The organism is Streptomyces sp. NPDC000880 (assembly GCF_053599675.1).
In genome coordinates, this window is the sequence record NZ_JBSFMS010000012.1 from 24262 (window position 1) to 36425 (window position 12164).

The 12164-nt window shown below is 67.0% G+C and carries 10 protein-coding genes; 6 read left to right on the plus strand and 4 right to left on the minus strand.

Annotated features, from left to right (window positions below; translation table 11 throughout):
- Positions 1-118: 118 nt before the first annotated feature.
- Positions 119-331 (plus strand): DUF5326 family protein, encoded by a 213-nt coding sequence (locus ACWDO5_RS06265; RefSeq protein WP_450528944.1) that lies wholly within the window; start codon positions 119-121, stop codon positions 329-331.
- A 245-nt stretch (positions 332-576) separates the two neighbouring features.
- The gene (locus tag ACWDO5_RS06270) at positions 577-1011 is read left to right on the plus strand and encodes an SsgA family sporulation/cell division regulator (protein ID WP_450528946.1); all 435 of its coding nucleotides are present in this window, start codon (positions 577-579) and stop codon (positions 1009-1011) included.
- A gap of 13 nt (positions 1012-1024) precedes the next feature.
- On the opposite strand, the gene ACWDO5_RS06275 is transcribed toward ACWDO5_RS06270, so the two are convergent.
- Positions 1025-2368 (minus strand): YibE/F family protein, encoded by a 1344-nt coding sequence (locus tag ACWDO5_RS06275; RefSeq protein ID WP_450528850.1) that lies wholly within the window; start codon positions 2366-2368, stop codon positions 1025-1027.
- Between the two features lie 222 nt (positions 2369-2590).
- Here ACWDO5_RS06275 and thiC point away from each other — a divergent pair, with 222 nt between their 5' ends.
- Positions 2591-4384, plus strand: coding sequence for a phosphomethylpyrimidine synthase ThiC (gene thiC / locus ACWDO5_RS06280; RefSeq protein ID WP_450528852.1), 1794 nt, complete (start codon positions 2591-2593; stop codon positions 4382-4384).
- 47 nt (positions 4385-4431) lie between these two features.
- On the opposite strand, the gene ACWDO5_RS06285 is transcribed toward thiC, so the two are convergent.
- The 3 genes from ACWDO5_RS06285 to ACWDO5_RS06295 all read right to left on the minus strand — a co-directional run bounded on the left by ACWDO5_RS06285 (position 4432) and on the right by ACWDO5_RS06295 (position 7850).
- Entirely contained in the window at positions 4432-5259 is an 828-nt protein-coding gene (locus ACWDO5_RS06285) for a hypothetical protein (protein WP_450528853.1), read from the minus strand.
- A 147-nt stretch (positions 5260-5406) separates the two neighbouring features.
- The gene (locus ACWDO5_RS06290; RefSeq protein ID WP_450528854.1) at positions 5407-6564 is read right to left on the minus strand and encodes a metallophosphoesterase; all 1158 of its coding nucleotides are present in this window, start codon (positions 6562-6564) and stop codon (positions 5407-5409) included.
- A gap of 173 nt (positions 6565-6737) precedes the next feature.
- The gene (locus tag ACWDO5_RS06295; protein WP_450528856.1) at positions 6738-7850 is read right to left on the minus strand and encodes a LacI family DNA-binding transcriptional regulator; all 1113 of its coding nucleotides are present in this window, start codon (positions 7848-7850) and stop codon (positions 6738-6740) included.
- A 357-nt stretch (positions 7851-8207) separates the two neighbouring features.
- Here ACWDO5_RS06295 and hisC point away from each other — a divergent pair, with 357 nt between their 5' ends.
- The 3 genes from hisC to cydB all read left to right on the plus strand — a co-directional run bounded on the left by hisC (position 8208) and on the right by cydB (position 12162).
- Entirely contained in the window at positions 8208-9287 is a 1080-nt protein-coding gene (gene hisC / locus ACWDO5_RS06300) for a histidinol-phosphate transaminase (protein WP_450528857.1), read from the plus strand.
- A gap of 342 nt (positions 9288-9629) precedes the next feature.
- Entirely contained in the window at positions 9630-11138 is a 1509-nt protein-coding gene (locus tag ACWDO5_RS06305) for a cytochrome ubiquinol oxidase subunit I (RefSeq protein WP_450528859.1), read from the plus strand.
- A gap of 22 nt (positions 11139-11160) precedes the next feature.
- Positions 11161-12162, plus strand: a complete 1002-nt coding sequence (gene cydB / locus ACWDO5_RS06310) for a cytochrome d ubiquinol oxidase subunit II (RefSeq protein ID WP_450528861.1) — start codon at positions 11161-11163, stop codon at positions 12160-12162.
- Positions 12163-12164: the final 2 nt, after the last annotated feature.

Sequence of the window (12164 nt, forward strand, 5' to 3'; positions counted from 1 at the left end):
CCGCCGATCCCTAGGGGTTCGGTCAGGGGAGACCAAGGGCTCGCGGGCCTCCGCACACCACCTCCTCCCGCCTAGCATCGAGGCAGGAACCCAATGAAACGAGGTAAGGACGATGGCTGTGCGGGAAGTATTCGCGGGGATGCCATGGTGGATCAAGTGGGTCGCGGTGCCCGTCATCGCCCTTGTCGTGTTCGGAGGACTGATCACGAGCGTCATCGGCTTTGTGATCGGACTGCTCTTCAAGATCCTAGTCTTCGTCGCCCTGGTCGGTGGACTCGTCTTTGCCGTACGGAAGTTCATGCCGTCGTCGAGCTCACGCAGCGACTGGTAGCCCGTGCCCGTCCGGGCGTTAGCCCGGGCGGGGGAACGCTCCGACAAACCCTCCTCGCCGTACGGGGGCGGCCATTACAGTGACAACTCCGCTGCCGCCCCATGGGAGATTCGCCCTTGGGAAGTCCGCGCGGCGGGCCGCGGGGGCGGCCCCCGGGGGCGGGCGCACTGCCCGGTACAACGGGCGCTGAGGCTGCTGGAGACCGTGAGCGCCCTTTCACTGCTTCATCTACTGCGGGGTACATGATGCGCGAGTCGGTCCAGGCCGAGGTCCTGATGAGTTTCCATGTCTCCGAGGAGCTCTCTTTCCGGATCCCGGTGGAGCTCCGGTACGAGACGGGAGATCCGTACGCGGTGCGGATGACCTTCCATCTACCCGGCGATGCCCCTGTGACCTGGGCTTTCGGGCGCGATTTGCTGCTGGACGGCATCAATGTGCCGAGCGGCGACGGCGATGTGCGCATCTCTCCGACCGGTACCCAGGGACTGCCCGACGTCGCCATCCGGCTCCAAGTCGGCGGCGACCGGGCGCTGTTCCGGGTGAGCGCGGCGTCGCTGGTGGCCTTCCTCGACCGCACCGACAAGCTGGTGCCGCTGGGGCAGGAGCGTACGCTCGCCGACTTCGAGGACAATCTGGACGTGGCACTCGGGCGCATCCTCGCCGAGGAGAACGCCGGCTGAGCAGTCGTCTCCGCTACTTCTTGCGGCGTCGACCCCTGCCGCCCCGAACAGGCGATCCATTTCGTGCCGGTGATTCGTTCGCAACTGCGGATCCCGGCCGGTCGGCGGAGACCACCAGGGCCGCGAGTGCGGTGGTCACCGGCACCGCGGCGACAAGTCCGATCGACCCCACCAGGGTCCGTACGATCTCCTCCGCCACCAGTTCGCTGTTTGCCACCGTGCCCACACTGCTCTGCGCGATCGAGAAGAGCAGCAGCAGCGGCAACGCGGCGCCCGCGTACGCCAGCACGAGAGTGTTGACGACGGAAGCGATGTGGTCCCGACCGATCCTGATCCCGGCCCGGTAGAGCGCCCGCGGGCCCATGCTCGGGTCCGCCTGATTCAGTTCCCAGACCGCCGAGGTCTGGGTCACCGTCACATCGTCGAGCACGCCGAGCGAGCCGATGATGACGCCGGCCAGCAGCAGACCGCTCATGTCGATGCTCGGATACAGACCGTGAATCAGACCAGTGTTGTCGTCGGTGTTGCCGGTCAGACTCGCCCAGCCGACGAAGCGCGAGCCGAGCAGCCCGGTCAGCAGCAGCGAGATCAGCGTGCCGAGGACCGCGACCGAGGTGCGGGCGGTGAGGCCGTGGCAGAGATAGAGCGCGACCAGCATGATGGCGCTCGCCCCGATCACCGCGACGATCAGCGGATTCGAGCCCTGCAGGATCGCGGGCAGGATGAAGAGGGTCAGTACGGCGAACGAGACGGCCAATGAGATCAGCGCCATCACGCCGCGCATCCGTCCCACCACGACCACCGCGAGCGCGAAGATCCCGGCCAGCAGCGCCATCGGCAACTCACGGTCCACATCGGTCACGGAGTACTGCAGGTCACGGGGCGCATCGGGGGCGTACGCCACCACCACGCCCTGGCCTTTGTCCAACTGTCGCGGCGCGTCCGGCTGGACGATCTCGGTGAACCTACGGCCCTTGTCCTTGCCGCTGGTGACCTCGATGGTCACTTTCTCGCAGCTGCCCCGCTGGGCATTGACCGCCTCGCGCCCCTCGGGCGTGGAGGTGTCGCCGGTCGGTGGGACCTGCGCGGCGTTCACGTCCTTGCAGTTGACCTTGTCGACCTGAACCACTTTGCCCTGCTCGGTCTGCCGGTCGAAACCGACACCGGTGCGCTCATGGCCGGGCGCGCCGCCCGGCCAGAGCACGAGCAGGCCCACGACGACCGCGGTGGCGAAAGGGATCAGCACCGCAGCGATGACCTTGCGGAGATGCCGCGAGACGGGCGCGGCGGGCCCATGGCTGTGCGAGTGGCCGTGGGGTTCGGGCGTCCGCGGCGAGGGGGTCGGCGAGTAGGTCACCGACCGATCATCGCAAGAACGACGGGGGCCCTCTGTTCAGCACGCCAGAAAGGACGCTAGCGTGGTGTCACCTTTGCACACGCGGGAGCTCGGAGCACCGGGCTGAGAGGGCGCTGACCTCCGCATTCGTCGACTGGCCGAAGCCAGTGGGCCGAATACGGAATCTGCTGCGTCGACCGCCGAACCTGTTACCGGGTAATGCCGGCGTAGGGAGTAGGTCTCATGACCGTATCGGACGCACGCACGCCTGCCTCGAATCACAATGACGAGAGCGGGAAGTCCATCGGCTGGCACAAGGGATACGTCGAGGGCTCGCGCCCCGACCTCCGGGTGCCGGTCCGCCAGGTGCACCTCACCAACGGCAAGGACGTGACGCTGTACGACACGTCCGGCCCGTACACCGACCCCACCATCGAGACCGACGTCCGCCGCGGCCTGCCACCGCTGCGGGAGAACTGGATCATCGGCCGCGGCGACACCGAGGAGTACGCGGGCCGCGAGGTCCGCCCCGAGGACGACGGGATCAAGCACACCTCGCCGAGGGGCGGTCTGCGCAATCTCGACGCGGTCTTCCCGGGCCGCCCGCGCCAGCCCCGACGGGGCCGGGCCGGACAGGCGGTGACGCAACTCGCGTACGCCCGCCGTGGCGAGATCACGCCGGAGATGGAGTACGTCGCGATCCGCGAGAACGTCTCCCCCGAGGTGGTACGCGAGGAGATCGCGGCGGGCCGGGCCGTCCTGCCTGCCAACGTCAACCACCCCGAGATCGAGCCGATGATCATCGGCAAGCGCTTCTTGGTGAAGGTCAACGCCAACATCGGCAACTCCGCTGTCACCTCCTCCATCGAGGAGGAGGTCGAGAAGATGACCTGGGCGACGCGCTGGGGCGCGGACACGGTCATGGACCTCTCCACCGGCCGCAACATCCACACCACCCGCGAATGGGTGCTGCGCAACTCGCCCGTGCCGATCGGCACCGTGCCGCTCTATCAGGCGCTCGAGAAGGTCGACGGCAAGGCCGAGGAGCTGACCTGGGAGGTCTACAAGGACACGGTTATCGAGCAGGCCGAGCAGGGTGTCGACTACATGACGGTCCACGCGGGCGTGCTGCTGCGGTATGTGCCGCTGACGGCCCGCCGCAAGACCGGCATCGTCTCGCGCGGCGGCTCGATCATGGCGGCCTGGTGCCTGGCGCACCACAAGGAGTCGTTCCTGTATGAGAACTTCGAGGAGCTCTGCGAGATCCTCGCCTCGTACGACGTGACGTACTCCCTCGGCGACGGTCTGCGGCCCGGCTCGATCGCGGATGCCAACGACGAGGCGCAGTTCGCGGAGTTGCGCACGCTCGGGGAACTCAACTCCATCGCCAAGCGTTTCAATGTCCAGACGATGATCGAAGGACCTGGTCACGTCCCGATGCACAAGATCAAGGAGAACATCGACCTCCAGCAGGAGATCTGCGAGGAGGCCCCCTTCTATACCCTCGGCCCGCTCACCACGGACGTGGCCCCGGCGTATGACCACATCACCTCCGGCATCGGGGCGGCGATGATCGCCTGGTGGGGCACGGCGATGCTCTGCTACGTGACGCCCAAGGAGCACCTGGGCCTGCCCAACCGTGACGACGTGAAGACGGGCGTCATCACCTACAAGATCGCGGCGCACGCGGCAGATCTTGCCAAGGGGCACCCGGGTGCGCAGGAGTGGGACGACGCGCTGTCCGACGCGCGCTTCGAGTTCCGGTGGGAGGATCAGTTCAATCTGGCCCTCGACCCGGACACGGCACGGGAGTTCCACGACGAGACGCTCCCGGCGGAGCCGGCGAAGACCGCGCACTTCTGCTCGATGTGCGGTCCGAAGTTCTGCAGCATGAAGATCTCGCAGGACATCCGGCGGCAGCACGGCGGCTCGCAGCAGTCCCAGCAGTCTCAGCAGGAGATCGAGGACGGCATGGCGGAGAAGTCCAAGGAGTTCGCCGCCGCGGGCAACCGCGTTTATCTGCCAATCGCGGAGTGATGGGAGTAATCGCACAATGACGTGCCGCCACGAGCGCCGGCCGGAGCTTACTCCGGCTGGTGCTCGGGGCCGCCGAAGTCCGGGCTGGTGAAGTCCGGGCTGGTGAAGGTGGGCCGCTGTCCCGCCGTCGTGCCCTCGCTCGGGCTTGAGTAGTCCGGGCCGCTGTAGCCGACCTTGGGAATACGGCTCACATGGCGCGGCGGGGCCGGGGAGGTCGGGTCGGCGCTGGGGTCCGCCAGCGCTGCCCGCAGGAAGGGCAGCAGCCCGCGCTCCAGCAGGGCGTGCCGCCAGGCCTCCTTGGCCCGGGACACCTCGTCGGGCAGTTCGCCCGTCAGCTCCTCGGCCGGGACTTGCGTCGCGCCGTTGCGCAAGGCGGTGAGCAGCAGGCCGATCGCGGCGACCAGGATGGCGGCCGCCGTGAGAGCCCCGAAGAACCACCCCGCGGACACCAGGGCCTGTGCGAACGACGGCGTCGGGCTGAGCATCTTCAGGATGTAGCCGACCAGCAGGAAGATCACCGCGGCCGTTCCGGCGAGCACCGGGGCAAGCACGGCTATGACGGCGGCGAACCCCGCGCCGCGTTCCGAGACTTCGCCGACGGCGGGGGACAGCACGGAGTTGTGCATGGAGGCGGTGGCCGCGGGGGTTCGCATCTCCTCGCGGACCTTTGTGTAGTGCCCGTACTCGGCAGCGGCGGCGGTGGTGATCAGGGCCGTCGCGTTCAGGGCCATCGTGCGCAGCTGTTCGGTGTTCAGGCGCTGCCCCACGGCAGCGAGATCCGGACGGTCATGGGCGTTGCGCAGTGCGTCGTCGAGGATGCGCTCGTACTCGGCGCGGTCCTCGGTCAGCAGGTGCGGAGCGCTGTTCATGTGCATCCCCCGATGCTCCGTAGGGCCGGATTGCCCGCATCGACCGGGCGGTTGGGCAGAAACGGAGGAGAGCCTGCTACGGATAAGCCGATGGTAGAGCGGTTACGGCACGGGGTGACAGGGGGTTTCCGTAAATCGCCTGTCGGGCTCGGATCAGTTGGACAGGGGAAGCTGGACGACAAGGAGTTTTCCGGCCATGGTCACGCCGCCGTCCATGGCGATCGCCAGCCCGTCCGCGTACACATGCGGGCCCTCGACGACTGGGCGCGTGCCGTCCTCGCCGTCCTCGGTGCCCACTTCGCCCAGCAGATAGGGAATGGGGCTGTGGCCGTGCACGATGCGTCGTCCGCCGTAGGTGGTGAGCAGTTCGCGTACAGCCTGCGGCCCCCCGTCGTCGCGGAAGGCGAAGCGCTTGGTGAACTTGCGGAACAGGTCCCAGCACTCGTCGGCGTCATTATGGGTGAGGATGGCGTGGACGGTGTCGTTGACGTCCTCGATGGTGTCGCCGTACTCGAGATAGGCGGTGGTGTCGGAGTGCATCAGCAGATGCTCGTCCTCCTCGGTCACCGCGTCGAGGCGTGCCATCCACTGCAGATGCACATCCTGCAGCCGTTCCATGTCGGTCTTCTGGCCGCCGTTGAGCAGCCAGGCGGCCTGGAAGGTGGCGGTGCCGGGGCCGGAGTTGACGGGGGTGTCGCCGAATCGCTTGGCGCCGAGCAGCAGCAGTTCGTGATTGCCCATCAGGGCCTTGCAGTAGCCGCCGGCGGCCGCAGCCTCTGCCGAGAGCCGCATGACGAGGTCGATGACGCCGATGCCGTCGGGGCCGCGGTCGGTGAAGTCGCCGAGGAACCAGAGGCGGGCATGGCCGGCGGCCCAATGGCCGTCGGCGTCGATGAGGCCCTGTTCGGCCAGGGCATCGACGAGTTCGTCGAGATAGCCGTGGACGTCGCCGACGACATAGAGCGGGCCGAGGCCTTCGGGAGCGGGTGTCTCGTCCGGTGTGACCTGCACCTGGACGGTGTCGCCCGGATCGCCGCGGCTGATCACCGGCAGATCGCGCTCGGTGGGTGTGTAGCCGTCCGGCGCCTCGCCCTGCGGGACGGCGTTGCCGGGGTGGGCGGACTCCGGGGACCGCTGCGTCGGCTGAGTGTGCGATGGCACCTGCTCGTGCATAGGCGCGTGCTCCTGCTGCGCCAGCTGCGGGTGCGCAGGAACCTGCGACTGCACGGGAACCTGCGCGTACGGCGGAACGCGGAAGTCGCGCAATGTCGCAGTCCGCACCACGGGTCCTTGACCGGCCCCCTGAGTCATCGACCCCTCCACACCGTCGCGCCGCCGTTCACCTCTCGGCCCAGCCTGGTCGGGGTGGTCCGCGGTGTCGTGCGCCCATCATAGGAATGAGGTCGGCGCTGTGTGACGCACCAGGGGTGGTGAATCCGATTGCACCCCTGGAGCGCCGGTTGTTTCGTCCTGATTGGGATGGTCTAGTCCGGCGAAGGGGCTCGCGGGGGGCTGACAGTCGTCCGTGAAGGGCGGCGCTGCGAGGACGTCCGGATGATCAGTTCTGTCGGTATCACCTGCTCGACCGGCCGGTCTTCATCGATTCCTTCGATGGCGTCGATGAGGAGCTGGACGACCGCCGTGCCGATTCTGCGTGGTTTGAGCGAGAGCGTGGTGATGGGCGGCTCGGTGGTGGCGTACACGGTCGACTCACTGCAGCAGATGAGCAGCAGATCGTCGGGGACTCGCAGTCCGTACCGCCTGGCGGCGGCGAGTAGATCGGTGCCGTTGGGGTCGAAGAGCCCATAGACGGCGTCGGGTCTGTCCGGGCGGGCGAGCAGCCGGTCGGCGGCGACGGCGCCGGCGCACGGGTCGTGGGCGGGGTAGGACTCGTAGACCGGGTCCTGGCCCACGCGCTCGCACCAGTTCAGATAAGCGGTGGTGGAGAGGCGGGTGTAGGTGTCCGTGGTGGTGCCGGTGAGCAGGCCGATCCGGCGGGCGCCGGCGGCGGCGAGATGGTCGAGCAGATCGAGTACGGCGGTTTCGTGGTCGTTGTCGACCCAGGCGGTGACCGGAAGCGTGCCGGCCGGGCGGCCGTCGGAGACGACGGGGAGGCCCTGGCGGACGAGTTCGGTGACGACGGGGTCGTGGTCGGAGGGGTCGATGACGACGGTGCCGTCGAGGGCGACGTTCGACCAGACGTCATGGCGTGAGGTGGCGGGGAGAATGACGAGGGCGTAGCCGCGGGCGAGCGCGGCGGAGGTCGCGGCTCGCGCCATTTCGGCGAAGTACGCGAACTCTGTGAAGGTGAAAGGTTCATCCCCGTACGTGGTCACGGTCAGGCCGATCAAGCCCGACTTTCCGGTACGGAGCGTTCGGGCCGCGGCGGAGGGCCGGTAGCCCAGCCGGTCGGCGACCTCGCGGACATGCCGGCGGGTGGCGTCCGGGAGCCGGCCCTTGCCGTTGAGTGCGTCTGAGACAGTCGTGATGGAGACTCCGGCTGCGGCGGCCACGTCTCGGATGCCCGCCCGACTCCGCCTGCTGCCCCGGCGGGATGTCTCCGTCCGGCTCACCTGGTGCTTCCCTGCTGCTGTCATGGCGAGCCGATAGTAGGGCTCGCGTGGGCGGTTGAGCCGGTCGCATATTCACTCGTCGACAGGCACGTTTTTGCATGATCGTTTCACTCAACCACCTTGGAAATCAAGGAACTTGAGCGATCATCCCATAGCGTCTCGGGCGTGGAGACGCACAGGCCTCTCGTATGGTCGATGTTGCGAAGAGGTCTCAACTCACCACTACGGGCGATGCGCGCCACGGAGTGAGCTACCGGCGCGCGCTACGGGAGAGGGCGCCCCCTTTCCTGGCCGCTGCCGTTCGCACCGGCCGGGAATCCTCATAGGGTGAGGAGTATTCGAAGCTGCTGATGGCAACTGATGGCACGAGGAGGACCTGCGGTGAGCGAGACGAGCCCCAAGCTGCGCGCCGAGCTGGACGGCATTCCCACCTACAAGCCGGGCAAGCCCGCCGCTGCAGACGGCCCGGTCGCCTACAAACTGTCGTCCAACGAGAACCCGTATCCGCCGCTTCCGGGTGTGATGGAGAGCGTGATCGCCGCGGCGCAGGGTTTCAACCGTTATCCCGACTTGGCCTGCACCGGCCTGATGAATGAGCTGGCTGACCGCTTCGGCCTGCCTGTGACGCACCTGGCCACCGGCACCGGCTCGGTGGGCATCGCGCAGTCGCTGCTGCAGTCCACTTCTGGCCCGGGCGATGAGGTCATCTATGCCTGGCGGTCTTTCGAGGCGTACCCGATCATCACCCGGATCAGCGGGGCGACGCCGGTGCAGGTGCCGCTGACCGCCGGTGACGTGCACGATCTGGATGCGATGGCCGACGCGGTCACCGACCGGACCCGGCTGATCTTCGTCTGCAACCCCAACAACCCGACCGGCACGGTGGTGCGACGGGCGGAGCTGGAGCGGTTCCTGGACCGGGTGCCGTCGGATGTCCTGGTGGTGCTGGACGAGGCGTACCGCGAGTTCATCCGCGACGTCGATGCCCCGGACGGCATCGAGGTCTACCGCGACCGCCCCAATGTGGCGGTGCTGCGTACCTTCTCCAAGGCCTACGGCCTGGCAGGGCTGCGGGTCGGCTTCGCGATCGCCCATGAGCCGGTGGCCGCCGCGCTGCGCAAGACCGCGGTCCCCTTCGGCGTCACGCAACTCGCGCAGGACGCGGCAGTTGCCTCGCTGTGTGCCGAGGACGAGCTGCTGGGCCGGGTCGGCTCGCTGGTTGCCGAGCGCGTGCGGGTGTACGCGGGGCTCGTCGAGCAGGGCTGGACCGTGCCCGAGAGCCAGGCGAACTTCGTGTGGCTGCGGCTCGGCGACCGTACGGCCGCCTTCGCGGCGGCCTGCGAGAAGGCCGGCGTCGTGGTGCGGCCGTTCGCGGGTGAGGGCGTACGGGTCACCATCGGGGAGACCGAGGCCAACGACATCTTCCTGCACACCGCCGAGGCGTTCCACAAGGAGCTCTAGCCGGTTCAGGCCGCTGTAGGCCTCGACTGTTTCCACCCGGATCGGGTCGCCGGAGGGGACCGCCCTCGGTTCGGAACGCGACCCCTGCCCGGCTCCACCACCTTTCTTCGAAGGTTGCGGTCAGCTGCCCGGCGGGCCACGAGATACGTATCTGCATCCGCCGGGTTCAACAAGCCGTTGAAGCCATCGGGAGGCACCCCGCTCGAAGGTTCGGATTTCGCATGAGCCATAATGCTTGTGAATGTGAACGCGTTCACAAGCGCGCCCTGATCATCCCGAGATCGGTCGGATTAAAGGGGCAAAGCTGCCGCTGTGACCATGGCGATGTAAGGAGAAGACGACGTGAACCTAGCTCTGGCGCCGGAGACCCTGGCGCGATGGCAGTTCGGCATCACCACCGTCTACCACTTCCTCTTCGTCCCCCTGACGATCTCGCTTGCCGCGCTCACGGCCGGTCTGCAGACGGCCTGGGTGCGGACAGGGAAGGAGAAGTACCTCAAGGCCACGAAGTTCTGGGGCAGGCTCTTCCTGATCAACATCGCCATGGGTGTCGTCACCGGCATCGTGCAGGAGTTCCAGTTCGGCATGAACTGGTCCGACTACTCGCGCTTCGTCGGTGACATCTTCGGCGCGCCGCTCGCCTTCGAGGCGCTGATCGCGTTCTTCTTCGAGTCGACCTTCATCGGGCTGTGGATCTTCGGCTGGGACAAGCTGCCGAAGAAGATCCATCTTGCCTGCATATGGATGGTCTCGATCGGCACCATCCTCTCCGCGTACTTCATCCTGGCCGCCAACTCCTGGATGCAGCACCCCGTCGGCTACCGGATCAACGAACAGCGCGGGCGGGCCGAGCTCACCGACTTCTGGCACGTGCTGACCCAGAACACCGCGCTCACCCAGTTCTTCCACACCATGACGGCCGCTTTCCTCGTCGGCGGCGCCTTCATGGTCGGTATCGCCGCCTTCCACCTGGCGCGCAAGAAGCACATCCCGGTGATGAGGACCTCACTGCGGCTCGGGCTGATCACCGTGGTGGTCGCCGGACTGCTCACCGCGGTCAGCGGTGACCTGCTCGGCAAGGTCATGTTCAAGCAGCAGCCGATGAAGATGGCCGCTGCCGAGGCACTGTGGGACGGCGAGGCGCCGGCTCCCTTCTCGGTCTTCGCGTACGGAGACGTCGATGCCGGCCACAACAAGGTCGCCATAGAAGTGCCAGGACTATTGTCCTTCCTGGCCAACGACGACTTCGATTCGTACGTCCCCGGCATCAACGACGTCAACAAGTCCGAGCAGGAGAAGTTCGGGCCCGGCGACTACCGGCCCAACATCCCCGTCGCGTACTGGGGATTCCGCTGGATGATCGGCTTCGGCATGGCGTCCCTCACTATCGGGCTGATCGGGCTCTGGCTCACCCGCAAGAAGTTCATGCTGCCGCCTGGGCTTCGGACGGGCGAGGACGAAGTGCCGCGTCTGGTGCTCTTCAAGAACAAGGCGCTGAACCCCAAGCTCACCAAGTGGTACTGGATCGTCGCCCTCTGGACCATGCTCTTCCCGCTGATCGCCAACTCCTGGGGCTGGATCTTCACCGAGATGGGGCGTCAGCCCTGGGTCGTGTATGGCGTGCTGCGCACCCGCGACGCGGTCTCCCCCGGCGTCTCGCAGGGCGAGGTGCTCACCTCGATGGTCGTTTTCACCCTGCTCTACGCGGTGCTCGCCGTCATCGAGGTCAAGCTGTTGGTGAAGTACGTCAAGGCCGGACCGCCCGAACTCACCGAGGCCGACCTCAACCCGCCCACCAAGATCGGCGGCGACGACCGTGACGCCGACCGGCCGATGGCCTTCTCGTACTGATGCCCTGAGGAGCTGCTGAGGCATGGAACTTCACGACGTCTGGTTTGTACTCATCGCCGTCCTGTGGATCGGCTACTTCTTCCTCGAGGGCTTCGACTTCGGGGTCGGTGTCCTGACCAAGCTGCTGGCCCGGGACCGGACCGAGCGGCGGGTCCTGATCAATACCATCGGGCCCGTCTGGGACGGTAACGAGGTGTGGCTGCTGACCGCGGGTGGCGCGACCTTCGCCGCCTTCCCCGAGTGGTACGCCACTCTCTTCTCGGGCTTCTATCTGCCGCTGCTGCTCATCCTGGTCTGCCTGATTGTGCGCGGTGTCGCCTTCGAGTACCGGCACAAGCGGGATGAGGAGAGGTGGCAGACCAACTGGGAGCACGCGATCTTCTTCACTTCGCTGCTGCCGGCCGTGCTGTGGGGCGTTGCCTTCGGCAACATCGTGCGCGGAGTGAAGATCGACGGGCAGAAGGAGTACGTCGGTAACTTCTTCGACCTGTTCAACCCGTACGCGGTCCTGGGCGGGCTGGTCACACTGACCCTCTTCACCTTCCACGGTGCGGTGTTCGCCGCGCTGAAGACGGTGGGGGACATCCGGATGCGGGCCCGCGCTCAGGCGCTGAAGCTGGGGCTGCTCACCGCCGCGCTGGCGCTCGGCTTCCTGATCTGGACCCAGGTCTCGCACGGTGACGGCAGCAGCCTGGCGGCGATGATCGTCGCGGTGCTGGCGCTGGTTGGGGCTGTTGTGGCGATCAAGGCGGGCCGCGAAGGCTGGTCGTTCGCGCTGTCCGGCGTGACGATCACGGCCGCGTTCGCGATGCTGTTCCTTACGCTCTTCCCCAACGTCATGCCGTCCTCGCTCAATGAGGAGTGGAGCCTCACGGTCACCAACGCCTCGTCCAGTCCGTACACCTTGAAGATCATGACCTGGTGCGCAGGTATCGCCACGCCGCTCGTGCTGCTCTACCAGGGCTGGACGTACTGGGTGTTCCGCAAGCGGATCGGTACACAACACATCGCCGATGTTCATTAGTG

Coding starts and splice junctions, on each gene's coding strand:
- ACWDO5_RS06270 (WP_450528946.1), top strand. CDS start 577: ATGCGCGAGTCGGTCCAGGCCGAGGTCCTGATGAGTTTCCATGTCTCC.
- thiC (WP_450528852.1), top strand. CDS start 2,591: ATGACCGTATCGGACGCACGCACGCCTGCCTCGAATCACAATGACGAG.
- ACWDO5_RS06285 (WP_450528853.1), bottom strand. CDS start 5,259: ATGCACATGAACAGCGCTCCGCACCTGCTGACCGAGGACCGCGCCGAG.
- ACWDO5_RS06290 (WP_450528854.1), bottom strand. CDS start 6,564: ATGACTCAGGGGGCCGGTCAAGGACCCGTGGTGCGGACTGCGACATTG.
- ACWDO5_RS06295 (WP_450528856.1), bottom strand. CDS start 7,850: ATGACAGCAGCAGGGAAGCACCAGGTGAGCCGGACGGAGACATCCCGC.
- cydB (WP_450528861.1), top strand. CDS start 11,161: ATGGAACTTCACGACGTCTGGTTTGTACTCATCGCCGTCCTGTGGATC.